Here is a 16,634-nt window from a genome sequence, read left to right as displayed (position 1 = left end):
GAAACGATCATTTGTAGTGGGACACATTCTTTGTCCGTTAAGGGACACCATGCAGTAAACAGGTTAACCGATTCAAGGCTAATCTTGCTACAATGGGGTGTGGGTACTAGAATTAGAATGACTGGTTTTGCGGATTGTGCTGATTTTGCAGTGTTGGCAGGGTGGTGATTCCTTATGTGATCATGTATGAATCGGAATGTGCTGCCCCGAACAACGAGTCGTTCTGAATTCAGAAGTGTTAAAATGGGTAGAATATTTTAGTAAGTTGTGGTTTTTCAGTGACTTCCTTTAATGATCTGGTAGTAGTTTTGGGAAATTCCTCGACGTTTTTTGGTGAGTAACGTATTATTCGTAGAAGCCTTTCCTAAAAGAAGCAATTTCCGTTTCAAATTGTAATGTTGTTTAAAGATGTACAGGTCTTTAGATCGCATTTTTGAAATAAATTAAGACAAATCAAACACGATTCCATTTTTAGAATAGTTTGGGAGAATTGATTCCTGCGTTTGAAGCAGTCGGTTTCAAAGCAGAATCGCAGTGTTCATCCAAAAGTGCCCGACATCATATAGGGCCACAGGAGAAACAAATTATGTACGAGCGGTTTACAGATCGAGCTCGAAAAGTGATGCAGTTGGCGAACCAGGAAGCCCAACGCTTCAATCACGAATATATCGGGACCGAACATATCCTTTTAGGATTAGTCAAAGAGGGTTCAGGAGTCGCAGCCAATGTGCTGAAAAATCTGGACGTGGATTTACGAAAAATCCGTCTGGAAGTTGAGAAGATTGTCCAATCCGGGCCGGACATGGTCACGATGGGCAAACTCCCTCAAACACCACGCGCCAAAAAGGTCATCGAATATGCGATGGAAGAAGCTCGGAATCTGAACCACAACTATGTGGGAACCGAGCATCTGCTCTTGGGCTTACTCCGCGAGCAGGATGGTGTTGCTGCTCAGGTTCTGATGAATCTGGGATTGAAACTGGAAGAAGTACGCGAAGAAGTACTGAATCTTCTGGGGCACGGTCTTGAAGGGGGCGAAGCTGGCGAACGGACACCTGGAACCGGTAGCCAGAAAGCCGGCAAAAGCAAGACTCCCGCATTGGACAGCTTTGGTCGCGATCTGACTGAACTGGCTAAGCAGAAAAAACTGGATCCGGTAATTGGTCGTTCTAAAGAAATCGAACGCGTCATTCAGATTCTCTGTCGCCGTCAAAAGAATAACCCGGTTCTGCTGGGTGAAGCCGGCGTTGGTAAAACCGCGATTGTCGAAGGGTTCGCCCAGATGGTCGTGAACGGCGAAGTTCCAGACTTGCTCCGTGATCGTAGAATCGTCGTGCTCGACCTGGCGATGATGGTTGCCGGCACGAAATACCGTGGTCAGTTCGAAGAACGCATTAAAGCGGTCATGAACGAAGTCCGTCGTGCGAAAAATACAATTCTGTTCATCGACGAATTGCACACCCTGGTAGGAGCCGGCGGTGCGGAAGGTGCCATCGATGCATCGAACGTATTGAAGCCTGCATTGAGCCGTGGCGAATTGCAGTGTATCGGTGCGACGACACTTGATGAGTACCGCAAATACATCGAAAAAGATAGTGCGTTGGAACGACGTTTCCAGAATGTGATGGTTGAACCGCCAACAGACGAGCAAACCGTCGAAATTCTCCGAGGTTTGCGGGAACGCTACGAAGAACACCACAAAGTTCAGATTACCGATGACGCTTTGGAAAAAGCCGTCGAATTGTCATCACGTTACATCACCGGTCGTTGTCTGCCTGACAAAGCCATTGATGTGATAGACGAAGCGGGTGCTCGTATCCGTCTGAAATCCATGGTGCGTCCTCCCGACTTGAAAGAGCTGGAAGAAGAAGCAGAACGACTGAACCAGTCGAAAGAAGAAGCTGTTGCCAACCAGGATTTTGAACTGGCGGCGAACCTGCGGGATCAGGCTGATAAACTGAAAAAACGCAAAGAGTCTCTGACTCAGGAATGGCGTGAAAAATCCAAAGAAGTGGATGGCGTTGTTGATGCAGAAGTTGTGGCTGAAGTGGTCGCCAAAATTACCGGCGTGCCTTTGACCCGACTCTCCAGCGAAGACACCGTGCGTCTGTTGAACATGGAAGATGAACTGCATCAGCGGGTCATTAGTCAGGACGAAGCCATTAAACAGGTTTCCAAAGCCGTACGTCGCAGCCGTAGTGGATTGAAAGATCCAAAACGACCGATGGGGGCTTTCTTATTCTCTGGTCCGACCGGGGTTGGAAAGACGTTGCTGGCGAAAACGCTGGCAGAATTCATGTTCGGTGATGAGACAGCTCTGATCCAAATCGATATGAGTGAATACATGGAGAAGCACAACGTCAGTCGTCTGATTGGTGCCCCTCCAGGATATGTTGGTTTCGAAGAAGGCGGACAGTTGACGGAAAAAATTCGTCGTCGGCCTTACGCGGTTGTGCTGCTCGATGAAATTGAAAAAGCACACCCTGATGTCTTCAATATGCTGTTACAGATTATGGAAGAAGGCCATTTGACCGACAGCTTCGGTCGCAAGGTTGACTTCAAAAACGTGGTTCTGATCATGACAACCAACGCCGGTGCTCAGGGCATGGCTCATGGGGACGCCTTTGGTTTCCGCAAAGCCGACGATGACACCAGCTACGACGCCATGAAACGTAACCTGATGCACGATCTTCAGAAAGAATTCAAACCAGAGTTTCTGGGGCGTCTTGACGAAGTCGTTGTGTTCCGCAAACTGACTCGTGAAGAACTGAAACAGATCGTGGATATCGAACTTGCCAAAGTCCGAAATCGTCTGAAAGAACAGGGTGTCACTCTGGATCTGACCGACGAAACACGCGAATTCATTATCGACAAAGGTTCCGAAGGCGGCGAGCTCGATTACGGTGCCCGTCCGTTGCGTCGTTCTGTAGAACGATACATCGAAGATCCACTGGCAGAAGAATTGTTGCGTGGTGCCTTTGAAGGTAAGAATAAAGTGCTGGTGAGAGTCACTGAAGTCGGCGATGAAAAACGGCTCGACTTTGACGCCTCTTACGAAGCAGAAACTGAAGAACTGGCAACCGTCGGTTCGGTTGAAGGCGACGGCGGTGCTCCGGAAGGAGAAGCTTGAACTTCGACTGATAAGTTCAAAATAAGATAAATGACAAAGAGCCCTCATCATTCAATGTGAGGGCTCTTTTTTTGATTCAAGTCTGTTGGAAAAGGAAGCAAGCATGATTCCGCGTCAACTGGAACCCGAAGTCATGGATACACGCGAAGAAGCGGTCGACTACAACTCCATGGATCATAGTGACGTCAACCGGCTGTTCGCAGACGATGTGCTGGAATTGATCGCCGCCCAGCAGGCAAACGGCGGTAGTGATCCTGATTCTAAAGACATGACCATTCTCGATCTGGGAACCGGCACCGCATTGATTCCGATTGAGCTATGTAAACGGAATGAACGACTCAAAATTGTAGCGACTGATCTGGCAACGGAAATGCTGCGTGTGGCCGAAGTGAACTTGCAGCAGGCGCAGCTCAGGCATCTCGTGACTTTGGAGCGGGCTGATGCAAAGCAGCTGCCGTGTGCCGATCATTGTTTTGACGGCGTAATCTCAAACAGTCTGATTCACCATGTGCCCGAACCGGAGAGCGCGTTTCACGAAATCGTGCGCGTGATTAAGCCGGGAGGCTTTCTCTTGGTGCGCGATCTTCTGAGGCCGGACTCCTCTGCCGAGTTGGAGCGGCTGGTTGAATTATACGCCGGCGAAGCAAACCCGCATCAACGGCAGATGTTCCATGATTCACTGCATGCAGCTTTGACTTTAGAAGAAGTGCAAGTGTTGTTAACAGCATCTGGCTTGCCGCCGAGTACCGCGCAAATCACTTCGGATCGCCACTGGACGATCGCGGCGATGCTGCCAGAAGAATAAAAACAGGGGGAAATCCGACATCGTATCAGACTTCCCCCTGCGACTCATTCAATTATTCGTTAATTGAAACCTGGCCTTGTCCTGTATATCGAACGACTTCGTGATTGAAGTTCACTCGCTGGCATTTTTGGACGGCGATTGAGACGAAGGACGACGCGCTTCTGATTCTTTCATCGCGTTTTCACGTTGAATCGCATCGTATACTTCTTGACGGTGTACTGGAATTTCTGTTGGTGCCTGAATTCCTAACCGTACTTTATCACCCCGGATATCGACAATAGTAATGACAATATTGTCACCGATGATGATGCTCTCGTCGCGTTGTCTCGACAATACAAGCATCGTAATAACTCCTTCCGTAGATCTTATGTTGGGCCAATGAGGTGATATCTGAAGAGGCGACAAACCTCTTATCGATTTGAATTAAAGTTTTGTCACCTGTTGTCTTTTCGTAAGTATGTAAAACAAATCAGTCCGGAGAAGAGAGACTTTGATCCGAGGCGGCTCTGGTATTCAGCCTTACCAGAGATCAGCTGCGACAGCTTCCAAAGATTCTCTTACCGGCAATGACCCACATCCCTGCATCGTTTTAATGAGTTCCTCGTGGGTACTACCTACATCGACCTTTTAACCTCCGAAATGAGCATTAAGATGGGTTAAATAACGACATTAAGAGAAGGTGTATGCTGCTTTGCCGGGTGTGTCGAGTGTGTCGATTATGCCGGCGGGAGGCGATCCCAGGCAATGGAATCTGTTTCAATGTATAGTTTTTCGTGTTGTGAGCAGTCAGATCGGGGCAACTTAATTGCCAATTGAGGGGGAGATGTATAATCTGTAAGTAGCGCTCTGGTTTTCAGCATTGTATCCTCGGATGGGGGATTTGTCGTATCCAAACCAGGTCAGTCGCGGTAAGACGAAGTGAAATCGATCCGATTCAGGATTATCAAAACTCAGCCAGTCAAACTGGTTCAAAGTAAAATGCTGGAGTAGAAAACGAATGGCCACACTGTTAATCGCTGCGGGAGCTTTTGTAGGTTACATCATTGCCTACCACACTTATGGAAAGTGGCTTTCAAATAAAATCTTTAATGTCGATGGTGACGCCGAAGTTCCCAGTAAACAACTCCGCGACGATGTTGACTTTGTGCCGACGAAAAAAAGTGTTATCTTCGGACACCACTTCACCAGTATCGCAGGCACCGGTCCCATCGTCGGACCGGCGATTGCCGTCTTCTGGGGTTGGCTGCCGGCACTGCTCTGGGTCTTGTTCGGCTCGATTTTTATCGGCGCTGTCCATGACTTCGGAGCCCTTGTTGTATCGCTCCGCAATCGCGGACAAACCGTCGGCGAAGTCGCCGGCAGACTCATCGCCCCCCGCACGCGTATCTTGTTCCTGCTCATTCTGTTACTCGCCCTGACCGTGGTGCTCGCCATCTTCGGCCTCGTGATTGCGATCATCTTCTCCCTTTATCCGGAAACGGTGATCCCCGTCTGGATCACCATGCCCATCGCACTGGTCATCGGGATCATGGTCTATAAAGAAAATGCTACACTGCTCGTTCCCTCTCTGGTCGCACTCGCGATTGTCTACGCTTCGATCTACCTGGGCGCCTATTATTGGCCCATCGATATCGCCACACTGTTCAACATCCCCAACACGGGACCGTTCCCTAACGCTGTGATTCTCTGGACCTTCGTCCTGCTGGCCTACTGCGCCGTCGCTTCTGTTATGCCGGTCTGGCTCCTGCTTCAGCCACGCGATTTTATCAACAGCCATCAGCTGGTACTCGCGTTGGGGCTCCTGCTCATCGGTGCCCTCTTTGCCGGCGCTACCGGTCAGGCCGACCTCGTCGGCGCTGCCCCCGCCATCGCCACCAACATTCCCGCCGACGCACCGCCGATCTGGCCGTTCCTGTTTATCACGATCGCCTGTGGAGCGTGCAGTGGGTTTCACTGTCTCGTCAGTAGCGGCACCAGCAGTAAACAGGTGGAATCCGAACTCGATGCCCAGTACGTGGGTTACGGCGCCATGCTTCTCGAAGGAGGCTTGGCCGTCATCGTGATTCTCGCCTGCTGTGCCGGCGTCGGCATGGGAGACTTCACCCGCGTCGGTGAAGGAGCCGCCTATAGTTATCAGCCAACAATGGAAGCAGGAACCGACACTCAACTCGCTGGCATGGCTGCCTGGGAAACCCGTTATGACGCCAGCAAAGGCTGGGGGGCATTTGGCCTGAAAGACAAGATCGGTGCCTTCATTCACGGCGGTGCCAACTTCCTGGGTTCTATCGGCATCCCCATGAAACTGGGCATCAGTATCATTGCCGTTCTGGTTGCCAGTTTTGCCGCCACCACCCTCGATACCGCAACCCGGCTTCAGAGATACGTCATCCAGGAACTGGCCGCGACGATTCATATCAAGCCGCTCACCAACAAGTACGCAGCCACAGGCCTCGCCGTTTTCCTGGGTGGCATGGTGGCGATGATGCCTGCGAATGCGACTGCAGGCCCCGGGAGTGGCGGCCTCATTCTCTGGCCTCTGTTTGGTGCCACCAACCAGTTGCTCGCCGGCCTGGCGTTTATGGTGATCGTATTCTATCTCCGCCGTCGTAACAAACCGATCATCTTCGCTCTGGTACCCATGATCGTCATGCTCATCATGCCCGCCTGGGCGATGCTCTGGAACATGTTCAACGGCGAAACCGGCTGGTACTTCAATCCGGAAAAACAGCATCTGTTCCTGTTTGGTATCGCCGTGATTGCACTCCAGGTCTGGATGATGGTCGAAGGGCTGCTCGTCTGGTCCAAATCCAAAGGGCACCTCGAAGAGCAACTGCCGGCTCTTTCGACAGTGCGACCTGCCGTCGCTCCCAGTGCTGCAGGTGGCTCGAACTAGGTTTTGAAGGATGGCCTTAAGTTTCAGCGGCTGCTGACGTTGTGGTTCGATACTGCGCACACTCACACCTGAAAAAACAGGACTGGACGACAACCCCGCCGATCGCGATGATGCGGAGATAACGTCGGGCGCGCGAGTGAGCACTGGAACAGCGCGAGCCACTTCCAGAATAGCACTATAAAACCCGCTGGTTTCAGCACGATTTTCCAAAAACCTGCTCACACACCCACCGGTTTTCATGACGCTTCGAGTGACATTCATAGACGTTCCCAGGTGTATGCAGGAGCATTTTAAGAGTTTCATAAGGCGATTACGCATCAAGCAAATTCTCATTTCGTGACTCTCTGAGACTCAAGAAAAGGATCAAAGCAAACCAGCACGGCCGGACAAGCCGGCCCGTGGCACATGGTGGGGCTTGTTTGTTATTGTGCTTACCTCACTTGATCACTCTGGCGTGTGCCACCGTCGGCTTGTCCGACGCTGCAAATCTATTCACACTGGCCCAACTGTCAAATACAGGTGCGAACGCTATACCTCCCGTGGGAGGCAAGGTCCAGAATCCCATCAACCGGTCCCATCGTACTGGATAGATACGTAAGCCCGGAGATGAACTGAAAGTAGTAATGGTTCACTTTGTGCAGCATCAGAAAATGAGCGATCCATGATTTCATTCGAAACACTCAGGTGAAATCAAGGCCCATTTATCAGGGGGTAGGCCCGGCTGCACATCCGGTCCGAGTGCAGCAAGCAGGAAATTGTCAGAAAAGTCGCACGAACTCTTACATAAAACCGACGACCCCAACATAGGGGCGGTGCCTATGTGCCCGCCCTCCTTGCGGCGCGTGATTGTTGATAACTCGACTGATGGGGCCAGTTCAATCACACACACATCGTGTGCCATGGCCCGGCTTGCCCGGCCGTGCAAAGCAGTTCACGCAAACCCAGCTATAAAAATGTCAGGGGCGACCTATGTGTCGCCCCGCCTGGAGAGATACAACCAGATATCGCCATACAAATGGGACACAAAAAACATTCGCACGTGAAAAAACAACCCGAAACAGCACCGCCGGGCGAGGCTCAAACCAGATCTGACTTAATCAGGACCACCACGAAAACAATGTGATCCATGCCAATCCCTCAGTCACCTACCTGTCTAATCCCCTGAGCCCCGACGCATCCCGCCGCTCCTGTTTCTTCGCCTCCAGGGTCGCGCGGGCGTGCTGAATTTTCTGCACTGTCTCTTCAGAGAGATCCCGCTTATTCGACACAAACAGTAGTCCTTTCAGGATGTGATACATTTCGGTCTCTCCCACATGCATGCCCGGACCGCTTCCATAAAACCAGACACGACGGCACTCTTTGGCTTTCTCCTCGGCCAGCACCTGAATCGGATCCAGAAACAGGTGCTGTAGATCTAGTTCTTTCAAATCCCTGAGGATCGATGTGCGCACATCATAAATCGGATCCGTGACCAGGCTGCGCCGCACCACGGTAAAGCAGTCTTCGTCCCCCAGCTTCAGCAGGGCCTCGTTCATGAAACAACGATCTAACACGTCAGGCGTCTGCTCAGTATGTTTGATCAGAAACTCCTTGTAGCCAGTGAGATATTTTTCCTGATCCCACTCATAGAGCAGCTTGTAAGCTTCAAAACGGTAGCCAGCTTGCAGCGTTCTGCCTGACGAGATCTGCTCCAGAAACAGGATGTAACCATCCTGCCCCTTCTCAGGCGGCGGCAGACAACGCAGTAGCAGAGGAACCTTTTGCCGTTCATACAAGTGGGTCACTTCTTGAGCAGTTAAACCTCGCCGTTTCAGGAGAACCAGAACCTGATGATCCAGTCCCATTTTCGCGTGATACACCTTGAGAAAGTCCTCAGGGTTTTTGATTTCGAGATCCCGGTACAGAAATTCTTCCAGTGTAAACTGAATGATGGCGAATAACAGCGGGTCTTTCGTCTTCTGGTAAGTCTCGACATCCATGAGTGAGACATATCGCTCATAGCTGAGCGGTTTTTTAGGCAGGTCATAGCGATCTGCGCGAGTCCAGAACGGGCGGATCCAACCAGCAACGTCTTCCCGTTTCCCTTTTTTGTAAAACTGTCCTGGATGTCCATTGTCCCAATACCCTTTCGCCAGCCGACTTACCGGAAACGCTCCCAGTTCATAGAGAATCGCTTCATAAGTTTGCGCGTTTGTTTTCTGGTCAACGGCAGGCTTCTGTTTTGTTTCTTCCGCAGAAACAGTCTCCAAGTGTAAACTGACACAACACAAAACCAGGCACAGATAACAGCAGGCACGTTTCGGCATTTGAATTCTCTTTTCACGCTCAAGGTGTCAAAAAAATACTTGGTAGGTGAGCGGAGTATATCAATCAGATGTCAGGCAGCGAACCCCGGATTGTTTGCTGGAGCTTTACGGTAAGAGATTCATTGATATGAATATAAAAGTGATTTGACGACGCTGCACAGGTTATTTGATTTTGTCAATTTCGTCGTTCTGCAGAAACCGACGGGCTGCATGGCGAATGCTGATGACAAAGACACTTTGCTCTCGAATGGTAAAAACGATCCGAAAGGAGCCATAAAGTGCCTGACGGATTTCCTGCTGTGTGTAGTCATTTTCGGGAGCAAGACTGCAGGCTTCGGGAAACCGCTCAAGATTGGAAAGTTTCTGCTCTAAACCGTCTTTCCAGGTATTTGGATCAGCAGGGCCACGTTTGCGGATATAATGATAGATACCTTTAATATCCGTTTCTGCCCGCCGTGACAGTTCGACTCGAAACGTCATGCGTCTTCGAGTTCTGCCAGTACATCACGGAAGGGACGTGTGCGGCCTGCATCAATATCCGCAAGACCTTCTTGTAATGCACTGAGAGAGGCTGCTAATTCCTCTTCTGTCCCGATTCCCATGATCTCACGATACACCTCCTGGGACATCAGGACGTACTTCCGCCCCTCTTCATCAACTTCCACTAGTCCATGGTGTTGATCAAGGGCTTGACGTTGTTCTTCAGTGAGTCGTGGTCTTATCATGGTTGGATTATACCAGCATTCTGATGGATTTGTCACGAAAAGAATCAGCAGGAATCGGGTTCTCTCTTGGAAGATCACCGAAAGTCGTTTATTGGTCTTGTATCGGCTTATTTGCTTCAAATCGATCTTCTCCTGGTTTGTATGAACGTGGTTCGAATGAATTTGAGGCATCATTCGAGATCGCCTGTAACGACGCCAGGATTTTTTGTTTCGTTTTTGGGTTTAAGGTTTGCTTCTGCTTTGCCCAGTTGAGATAGGTCTCCAAAGAATCTGCCAGGATATTCTCGTCACGATAATACCCTGGTCCATTGGGAACGAACTCTCTCACACATTTCTGGCCTCTTCCCAGACACAGGAGATGAATCGTGTCTATGTATTCGACGACTTGATCTTGTCGCTTAAGCTCACGTAAGAGAAACTCTCTGACCTGTGCAGTGGGATCATTCAGTAACGCATGATTGACTGCCTTGACGGATTCAGGGTCTCCGATGCCGATGAGTGCGGCGTACATATTATAGCGATCAAACCGATCGGGAAGTCGAGCAGCATTCTTGAAGATCAACGTTTTATAACCCGCCAGATGCGTGGGTTTGTCTGCCTGATACAGTTGGGTAAACACAGCAAAACGCTGCATGGTGTCGAGTTGCTTCTCAGCCAGAAGTTGCTCCAGAAATACTTTGTAATCATCCTGTCCCGGCTCTGGTGGAATCAGAAAACGAAACAACAGCGGGTCCTGGTATTGCCGATACAGGTTGGCGACCATGGGACCGTCAATTAATTCCCTTCTTTTGAGTAGCCAAAGAACCTTATTATCCAGCCCCATTTTGGCATGATAGACCTTGAGAAGGTCCTCGGGATTTTTAATTTTGATTTTTCGCCAGTGTAGTTCATCCAGCGTAAATTCAATGATGGCAAACAGCAGTGGATCTTTCGTTTGCTGGTACGTTTCTACCTCGAGAAAAGAGATATAGCGTTCATAGCTGAGCGGCGCTTTGGGGATGCCAAAACGCGTTTTTTCTGATTTGGTCAGATAACTATTTCCACGAACCCAAAAGGGAGGCAGCCAGCCATTCACGTCTTCCCGTTCCCCTTTACTGAAAACCTCCCCCGGATGTCCGTTATTCCAATAGCGTTTCGTCAGTTTGCTGACCGGAAAGGCCCCAAGCTCGTATAGGATCTCCTCGTACGATACGGAAGGGTTTTTCTGAGAAACAGCCGGAACAGCCGCTGTTTCAGCATGGTCCTGCTCCGTTCCCGTTGGCTGGGATTGAGAACTACATCCCAGTGTGCACAGGAGCGAAATAATCAAAACACGGTGCGACAGAATCATAGGAATTTTCGGAGTTGCGTCTGGAATGAAATGAACTAACAGTTAGTATAAGAGTGTTGTAGAAGTTTGTCACTCTTATTTTCATCTGCTCTTGTGCTCACGCTATTATGTGGAAATAAATTGTTTGATGCTGCAGGAGAATGAGGGCTTAATCAAGTCGCTGTTGGATCAAAGAGGCGAGGAGTCATTCGATTCCATGTATGGACTACGGGTAGAAGGCGATCGGGAATTATCAGAAATTCTCAAACCGATTCAACAAATGCTTGATGATTGCTGGTGGTATCTGGGCGGTGCCGGTGTGACACTTCCTTTGTATCTGGGAAATGCCTCTGCTGAGATGGTTGAAAAACAATCGCTTGATTACGCAAATTTCCTGGATGATGAGTCTGATTACCGAGTGGGGAAGCCGGGCTGGTTCGCTCGTTATATTGATCATGTCGATGCGTGTTGGGATTGCTATTTTGCCTGCGAAAGTCTGTCGTCAGAGAAGCCGCGTGAATTACTGGACAGGCTTGATGCGCTCGATTCGAAAGGGAGAGATGACTGGTGGTTCGGTGATGTCACAGACTGGTCACTCCCGGACGAGGTCGTTTTGGTCTGCCGGGACGTCGATGCCGCGTATTGGGATCTCTTCTTTCGTGACAAAAATGATTGCACCATCATTGAACAACACCTGCAGCAATTTGATAACATACAATGCACGCCCTTTGTGGAACCTCCTGTTGGATGATGAAGCACAGACATGGCCGATCTCAAAAGTAAACGATTGATTTACCTCAAAGGGTTTCTGTTTCTGGTCATCCTGTTGTTTGCGCTAGGGTTGATTATCAATGAGACGCGATCCTGGCTGGTCGTAGTGTTGCTCCTGCTGGTAGTCTGGTCTTCGGCCCGGCTGTATTATTTTCTATTTTATGTGATCGAAAAATATGTCGATCCCGGCTACCGCTTCGCCGGCATTGTTTCGTTTCTGCAATATCTGTTTTCAAAGAAACGAGAGTAGCAGCAAACACGGTATTGATCTCTCAGTCAGAGTTGATTCGATGAACGACAATAAACTTGATTTTCAGATACTGGCGCGTGGGCCGGTCACGAAATACTTTTCACTTGATTTACTGGAACAGCATCTACAGTGGTTTGGGCAACAGGAGTACAAAATCTATCGCTTTGATGCGAAGACCTGGTATTCGACGGATAATTTCTATAGTGACGTGCACGCCGGTTTTGAATTCCCGGACTACTTTGGCAGGAACTGGGATGCACTCCATGACTGTCTGTTTGATATGGTTTCGGAAAATGAGAACGTGTTAGTCGTCGTCAGGAACTTCGATGACTGGTATCAGGAAAATGCGAACAGTGCAAAGCGATTTCTCGATTACATGGCAATTCAGACGTATCAGTTTCTGCTTGCAGGCAAGCGATGGATCACGTTGATTCAAAGTAACCGACCCTCATTCGAAGTGGCTGATGTCGGAGCACAGTCGGTTTATTGGAATGAGAAAGAGTGGATGAATCGAGATCGAGGTTTGTAAGGTTCAATGCTGTTTGAAAAGAACACACCGTCCTCTCCGACGCATTCAGTACGAAAAAAGTAAAAAACATGATTCAACCAAATATATATCTGATCCAGCCCATCGGCGCCGGTTCTCTGTCAGTGATGCCGAAACCCGTTTCAGGCGAATGGATCGAAGACGAATTTGCCGGTATCGCCCGCTGGGGAATCTCGCACATTGTTTCGCTGCTGGAAGCTGAGGAAGCGGTCGAAGTCGGCCTGGGGGAAGAACGGGAAATGGCCGAACAGCATGGCATGCAATTTTCGTCATTGCCTCTTCCGGATCGCGGTTTGCCTTCATCAGTGAGCGAATTTTCTCAGTTTACGAAGTCGCTGTATTCAGGTATCCAAGCGGGCGCTTCCACCGTTGTGCATTGCCGGGCCGGCATTGGACGTGCGGGGATCGTCGCCGCGGGAGTGTTATTGCACCATGGATTAAATACAGAACAGGCATTCGAACTGGTTTCAAAGCAGAGGCGAATTGAAGTTCCCGATACCCCTGAGCAATATCATTGGATTTTGAAGCATGAAATCCAGATTCGCGGAAGTGAGCCGTTATCATGAAAACATTCTTGTCGTTAGTTGTGTTTTGCGTTTTGTTCTCCGGTTGCGATTCGCCGGAAGAGAAGCCTCCAGTGAAAGCAGAGCCGGAAAACAGGCGTCTGTTCAAACTTCCGGAATTAAAAGAAAAGGATTCCACTAGTATGGACAGTAAACTGGATGCGGAAATACTGAAGGAAATCGACTGGCTTGTCCGCGCGGGTTTTTATGACAAGTCAGACCTGATGCGGATTATTTGTGAAGAAATCTATGCACAGGAAGACATTGATGAGTCATTGGTCTCAAAGACGATTGACTCTCAACTGGCGGCCTGGGAAGAACAAAAGAAAACCTGGCCTGCCGTCACCGACTGTGACCGTCTCGATTCGGTGTTTGACGCTTTAAACAAACGGGGCATTAATGCACAACAAAACTCAGGTAATACACAGAGTGACGGGTACGAAAATTTCCGCTATGACTATGAAGAACACCCCGCTCCTGCATCGATCGTAGGATACTGCTTCTATCACAATCAGGATCTGGAGCGTGTTGTGGGTGGGGATGGTTTGTATCTGGCCTTCGGGCCCGTCGATCCGAAAGAAGAAGAGGCGAAGGGTATGGAAGTGGGGAATATCATTCGTGAAGAGTTACAGAAAGCCGGCTTGAAGGTTGAATGGGATGGTACCTTTAACGAACGACTCATCGTGCGAGATTTTGTCTGGCAGCGTCGCTAATCAGCAAGCTTTGGGATTTTTGATAAATAAGCGTGGTCAGAGCCTCACGGCAGATCGAAGATAAAAGAGGCTTGGAGCCGGTGTGCGTCTCCCATCGCCCCGTTGACGTTCTCCCGTGTTCCATAGAGATACTCGACCCCCACCTTAACCCGTTCCAGCGGGCTCCAGATCAAATTAGCAGCCAGGTAAGTCGTCGCTTCGACGTCATTGGGGTTTTGAAAGGCGGTGGTGCCGAGTGAGTTCTCGGCGTAGGTAAAGTTCGAACTGAGAGAATCATTCCAGTCATGAGTCACGCCGACCATCCAGCCGAAGAGCGGCATGAGACCGCTCTGGTTGGCTGCGGTTGGAGCGGCATCGGGAAGATCGCGATAGCTGCCGATCCCTTCACCAAAGACGATTTGAGAATAGACCTTGGTCTTATCTGTGGCGAGGATGACTCCTGTAAAATTGAGCCCCCAGGCCGATTTGGTGATCACACTTTTTCCCGTAGGCTGAAAACCGACCACGCGAAACAGACTGGCGACCTGAAACTGGGCACGTTCCCGATCGAGCCGCAGGTGTCCCACAAAGTCGGGTGAAGGTTTGCGCGGCTCTCCGGTGACGCCAAAAGGTGTTTCAATAATAAAATCGGTGTCTTCCACGGCGAGTGCCAGTTTCAAGTCGTCATGGAAAACGGTTTGCGTCCAGCGGGCCTGTGCCGTCCGGCGATTGACGTTCGAGACCGAGCCTTCGAAGTCGAGTGTCGCGGGCGCTGCTGCCACATCGGTGAAAGTCGTCCAGGTTCGGCCCACCAGCAGGTGTCCGCTTTCACCGAAGGCGTGCCGGAGACGAAAGCGATCTCCTTCGCTGAAAAAATCGCCTTCGACATAGATGCGGATAATTCGATCGTCGGATAACCAGCGCGTATCAAAGCTTAACCGCGATTGCCGGGCATGAAACCGCGCATTGGTGCGGGGCGGTGCATCGACGGGGATGCTCGTGGTGACAAACGAATCCGTCGAATTAATGGGATTAAAATCATAAATGAAATCCGCTTTCACAAAGCCGCCAAACTTCATGGCGACATTGGGGCCGAAGACAATCAACCCTCCTTCGAAGGGGGGCGCCGAGTAGAGGTTCAGTCCGATATCAAATTGACTGGAGTCAGTGGAAAACTGGCTGGCAAAACGTGCTTCATCTCCACTGGTCAATTCAGTGTATTCCGGGAGTGGTTGGACTGTTGAGTCAAAGGGTTCCGTTCCCGGTGCAGGAGGAACAAAGGGAAGGCCGTTTTCATCGTATGCGACAGGCTCGATCTGGGCAGCCGGCTGGTCGGGCATCGTGAGAAAGGGATCAACTGGTTCACCAGGATCGCTGACTCTGACGCGCGCAGCAGTCGACTCTGAGGTTGGCAACAGATTGCCCTGTGCCCACCCCGTAGCGGGTGTCAGCATGAGGAAAAGGACCAGTAACAGTCCCGGGATCGACCGCATGGGATTGTTCGATGATGTGAATATTGAGAGGTAAGCGAGGAATGCACAGTTTATCAGGTATCGCAGATAGGGAAAACCGCAATTTTAAACCGAACCAGCTCGGGAATTCCTCAGCTGTGATATGGGAAAAATCGCGTATGTGTGACTGGAAAAAGGGGCGCAAAGTCTTTACTATACCTGCTTCCCCGTCACGCCTCTCAGTGTGACAACCCGCAAGTTTCATTAAATGGAATTGTTGTAAGGGTTTATCTAAAAAGGGGATACGATAAATGCCCAGGCCCAAGTGGCGGAATTGGCAGACGCGCTAGATTCAGGTTCTAGTGGGGGTAAACCCCGTGGAGGTTCGAATCCTCTCTTGGGCATTGTAAAAAAAGGACTCAGAGCAAATCCGCTCTGAGTCCTTTTTTCATGCGCGTACCAAAAATAACCCCTGGCCGAGTGGGACTCGACCAGGGGTTGGCTGGTTTACCTTTTGGTTACGTCCTAGCGATCGTAACGCCAGTTATTGTTGTGGTGATGGTGGTCATGATCATGGCGATCGTGGCGGTCATAGTTGTACCGATTTGAATTGGCCGAGAACGAGTTGTAGTTTGTTCTCGCTCGGTATGTGTAGTCCGTAAACAGCGGCTTTGACCAGGGGCTACTGTAGAGACTATTGAGCCGATTCGTCAGCGAGTTGTAAGGTCGCGTGGTTCGATAGCTGTTATTTAAATAGCTGTTATTCAGATAGTTCCGGCTGTTGTAAACCGAGTCGTTGTACTTCCGGTTGTAGTTGCTGGCTGTGTGGTCGTTGTATCGTGACTTATAACGTGACTCGTATCGTGAGTTGTTATAGTCACTGGTGCCGCAGAACGGGGTAGCAGCAAATGAAGTGCTGCTGACCAAAGTGACGGCTGCCAAAGCTGCGATGGCGAGTGTGAAATTTTTCATCATTATCTCCCTTAATGTTATGTTGTTTAAAAGTGGCTTACTTGTCGTTGATGAAAGAGGTTTAAAGCACGTGCCGTGCCATAAAATGGACGAATGTTTGTAAGTGATTGATTTATAAGTGGATACGAAATATCTAATGTTGCGAAAATGATTTGAAGTGTTGTCGAATATGCAATAGAATGGAATGATTTACAATCAAAATGACAACTGTTTCCTGGTT

General features: G+C 49.8%; 15 protein-coding genes and 1 tRNA gene. 9 read left to right on the top strand and 7 right to left on the bottom strand.

Features of this window, described 5'->3' with window-relative positions:
- The first annotated feature begins 586 nt into the window (after nucleotides 1–586).
- Nucleotides 587–3,130: an ATP-dependent Clp protease ATP-binding subunit gene (locus tag Enr17x_RS28135; protein ID WP_145313549.1), complete on the top strand. Its 2,544-nt coding sequence runs from the start codon at nucleotides 587–589 to the stop codon at nucleotides 3,128–3,130.
- Between the two features lie 103 nt (nucleotides 3,131–3,233).
- On the top strand, nucleotides 3,234–3,935 hold the full coding sequence (locus tag Enr17x_RS28130) for a class I SAM-dependent methyltransferase (RefSeq protein WP_145313547.1): 702 nt from the start codon (nucleotides 3,234–3,236) through the stop codon (nucleotides 3,933–3,935).
- Nucleotides 3,936–4,046: 111 nt separating this feature from the next.
- On the opposite strand, the gene csrA is transcribed toward Enr17x_RS28130, so the two are convergent.
- Nucleotides 4,047–4,277: a carbon storage regulator CsrA gene (csrA, locus tag Enr17x_RS28125; protein ID WP_145222645.1), complete on the bottom strand. Its 231-nt coding sequence runs from the start codon at nucleotides 4,275–4,277 to the stop codon at nucleotides 4,047–4,049.
- Nucleotides 4,278–4,932: 655 nt separating this feature from the next.
- Between csrA and Enr17x_RS28120 the strand changes: the two genes are divergently transcribed.
- Nucleotides 4,933–6,828 (top strand): carbon starvation CstA family protein, encoded by a 1,896-nt coding sequence (locus tag Enr17x_RS28120; protein WP_145313545.1) that lies wholly within the window; start codon nucleotides 4,933–4,935, stop codon nucleotides 6,826–6,828.
- Nucleotides 6,829–7,973: 1,145 nt separating this feature from the next.
- On the opposite strand, the gene Enr17x_RS28115 is transcribed toward Enr17x_RS28120, so the two are convergent.
- From Enr17x_RS28115 to Enr17x_RS28100, 4 genes are all read right to left on the bottom strand, one after another.
- A complete protein-coding gene (locus tag Enr17x_RS28115) occupies nucleotides 7,974–9,134 on the bottom strand; it encodes a hypothetical protein (RefSeq protein ID WP_145313543.1) in 1,161 nt (386 codons plus the stop codon).
- A 162-nt stretch (nucleotides 9,135–9,296) separates the two neighbouring features.
- Nucleotides 9,297–9,614: a type II toxin-antitoxin system RelE/ParE family toxin gene (locus Enr17x_RS28110; protein WP_145313541.1), complete on the bottom strand. Its 318-nt coding sequence runs from the start codon at nucleotides 9,612–9,614 to the stop codon at nucleotides 9,297–9,299.
- A complete protein-coding gene (locus Enr17x_RS28105; RefSeq protein WP_145313539.1) occupies nucleotides 9,611–9,859 on the bottom strand; it encodes a hypothetical protein in 249 nt (82 codons plus the stop codon). Before Enr17x_RS28105 ends, Enr17x_RS28110 begins: the two co-directional genes overlap by 4 nt.
- 88 nt (nucleotides 9,860–9,947) lie before the next feature.
- A complete protein-coding gene (locus tag Enr17x_RS28100) occupies nucleotides 9,948–11,189 on the bottom strand; it encodes a hypothetical protein (protein ID WP_145313537.1) in 1,242 nt (413 codons plus the stop codon).
- A gap of 127 nt (nucleotides 11,190–11,316) precedes the next feature.
- Between Enr17x_RS28100 and Enr17x_RS28095 the strand changes: the two genes are divergently transcribed.
- From Enr17x_RS28095 to Enr17x_RS28075, 5 genes are all read left to right on the top strand, one after another.
- Nucleotides 11,317–11,919 (top strand): hypothetical protein, encoded by a 603-nt coding sequence (locus Enr17x_RS28095; RefSeq protein ID WP_145313535.1) that lies wholly within the window; start codon nucleotides 11,317–11,319, stop codon nucleotides 11,917–11,919.
- 12 nt (nucleotides 11,920–11,931) lie between these two features.
- On the top strand, nucleotides 11,932–12,189 hold the full coding sequence (locus tag Enr17x_RS28090; protein WP_145313533.1) for a hypothetical protein: 258 nt from the start codon (nucleotides 11,932–11,934) through the stop codon (nucleotides 12,187–12,189).
- Between the two features lie 40 nt (nucleotides 12,190–12,229).
- Nucleotides 12,230–12,718 (top strand): barstar family protein, encoded by a 489-nt coding sequence (locus tag Enr17x_RS28085; RefSeq protein ID WP_198000845.1) that lies wholly within the window; start codon nucleotides 12,230–12,232, stop codon nucleotides 12,716–12,718.
- 68 nt (nucleotides 12,719–12,786) lie between these two features.
- Entirely contained in the window at nucleotides 12,787–13,302 is a 516-nt protein-coding gene (locus Enr17x_RS28080; RefSeq protein ID WP_198000844.1) for a protein-tyrosine phosphatase family protein, read from the top strand.
- Nucleotides 13,299–14,012 carry a DUF6891 domain-containing protein gene (locus tag Enr17x_RS28075; protein WP_198000843.1) on the top strand — a complete coding sequence of 238 codons (714 nt, stop codon included), beginning with the start codon at nucleotides 13,299–13,301 and terminating at the stop codon, nucleotides 14,010–14,012. Before Enr17x_RS28080 ends, Enr17x_RS28075 begins: the two co-directional genes overlap by 4 nt.
- Before the next feature lie 44 nt (nucleotides 14,013–14,056).
- Here Enr17x_RS28075 and Enr17x_RS28070 read toward each other — a convergent pair whose 3' ends face one another.
- Entirely contained in the window at nucleotides 14,057–15,484 is a 1,428-nt protein-coding gene (locus Enr17x_RS28070) for a DcaP family trimeric outer membrane transporter (protein ID WP_145313529.1), read from the bottom strand.
- A gap of 277 nt (nucleotides 15,485–15,761) precedes the next feature.
- On the opposite strand from Enr17x_RS28070, the gene Enr17x_RS28065 reads away from it, so the two are divergent.
- Nucleotides 15,762–15,846: transfer RNA gene (locus tag Enr17x_RS28065), tRNA-Leu, on the top strand.
- 121 nt (nucleotides 15,847–15,967) lie between these two features.
- Here the strand turns inward: Enr17x_RS28065 and Enr17x_RS28060 are convergent.
- The gene (locus tag Enr17x_RS28060; RefSeq protein WP_198000842.1) at nucleotides 15,968–16,414 is read right to left on the bottom strand and encodes a hypothetical protein; all 447 of its coding nucleotides are present in this window, start codon (nucleotides 16,412–16,414) and stop codon (nucleotides 15,968–15,970) included.
- Between the last annotated feature and the right edge of the window lie 220 nt (nucleotides 16,415–16,634).

The sequence above is a fragment of the Gimesia fumaroli genome (assembly GCF_007754425.1).
Classification (GTDB): domain Bacteria; phylum Planctomycetota; class Planctomycetia; order Planctomycetales; family Planctomycetaceae; genus Gimesia; species Gimesia fumaroli.
Note: the sequence above shows the minus strand (reverse complement) of the source record. Positions and strands in the feature narration are given on the sequence as shown.

What these genes read in the sequence shown, in the direction of transcription:
- Enr17x_RS28135 (WP_145313549.1), top strand. Translation starts at nt 587, where the DNA reads ATGTACGAGCGGTTTACAGATCGAGCTCGAAAAGTGATGCAGTTGGCG.
- Enr17x_RS28130 (WP_145313547.1), top strand. Translation starts at nt 3,234, where the DNA reads ATGATTCCGCGTCAACTGGAACCCGAAGTCATGGATACACGCGAAGAA.
- csrA (WP_145222645.1), bottom strand. Translation starts at nt 4,277, where the DNA reads ATGCTTGTATTGTCGAGACAACGCGACGAGAGCATCATCATCGGTGAC.
- Enr17x_RS28120 (WP_145313545.1), top strand. Translation starts at nt 4,933, where the DNA reads ATGGCCACACTGTTAATCGCTGCGGGAGCTTTTGTAGGTTACATCATT.
- Enr17x_RS28115 (WP_145313543.1), bottom strand. Translation starts at nt 9,134, where the DNA reads ATGCCGAAACGTGCCTGCTGTTATCTGTGCCTGGTTTTGTGTTGTGTC.
- Enr17x_RS28110 (WP_145313541.1), bottom strand. Translation starts at nt 9,614, where the DNA reads ATGACGTTTCGAGTCGAACTGTCACGGCGGGCAGAAACGGATATTAAA.
- Enr17x_RS28105 (WP_145313539.1), bottom strand. Translation starts at nt 9,859, where the DNA reads ATGATAAGACCACGACTCACTGAAGAACAACGTCAAGCCCTTGATCAA.
- Enr17x_RS28100 (WP_145313537.1), bottom strand. Translation starts at nt 11,189, where the DNA reads ATGATTCTGTCGCACCGTGTTTTGATTATTTCGCTCCTGTGCACACTG.
- Enr17x_RS28095 (WP_145313535.1), top strand. Translation starts at nt 11,317, where the DNA reads ATGCTGCAGGAGAATGAGGGCTTAATCAAGTCGCTGTTGGATCAAAGA.
- Enr17x_RS28090 (WP_145313533.1), top strand. Translation starts at nt 11,932, where the DNA reads ATGGCCGATCTCAAAAGTAAACGATTGATTTACCTCAAAGGGTTTCTG.
- Enr17x_RS28085 (WP_198000845.1), top strand. Translation starts at nt 12,230, where the DNA reads ATGAACGACAATAAACTTGATTTTCAGATACTGGCGCGTGGGCCGGTC.
- Enr17x_RS28080 (WP_198000844.1), top strand. Translation starts at nt 12,787, where the DNA reads ATGATTCAACCAAATATATATCTGATCCAGCCCATCGGCGCCGGTTCT.
- Enr17x_RS28075 (WP_198000843.1), top strand. Translation starts at nt 13,299, where the DNA reads ATGAAAACATTCTTGTCGTTAGTTGTGTTTTGCGTTTTGTTCTCCGGT.
- Enr17x_RS28070 (WP_145313529.1), bottom strand. Translation starts at nt 15,484, where the DNA reads ATGCGGTCGATCCCGGGACTGTTACTGGTCCTTTTCCTCATGCTGACA.
- Enr17x_RS28060 (WP_198000842.1), bottom strand. Translation starts at nt 16,414, where the DNA reads ATGAAAAATTTCACACTCGCCATCGCAGCTTTGGCAGCCGTCACTTTG.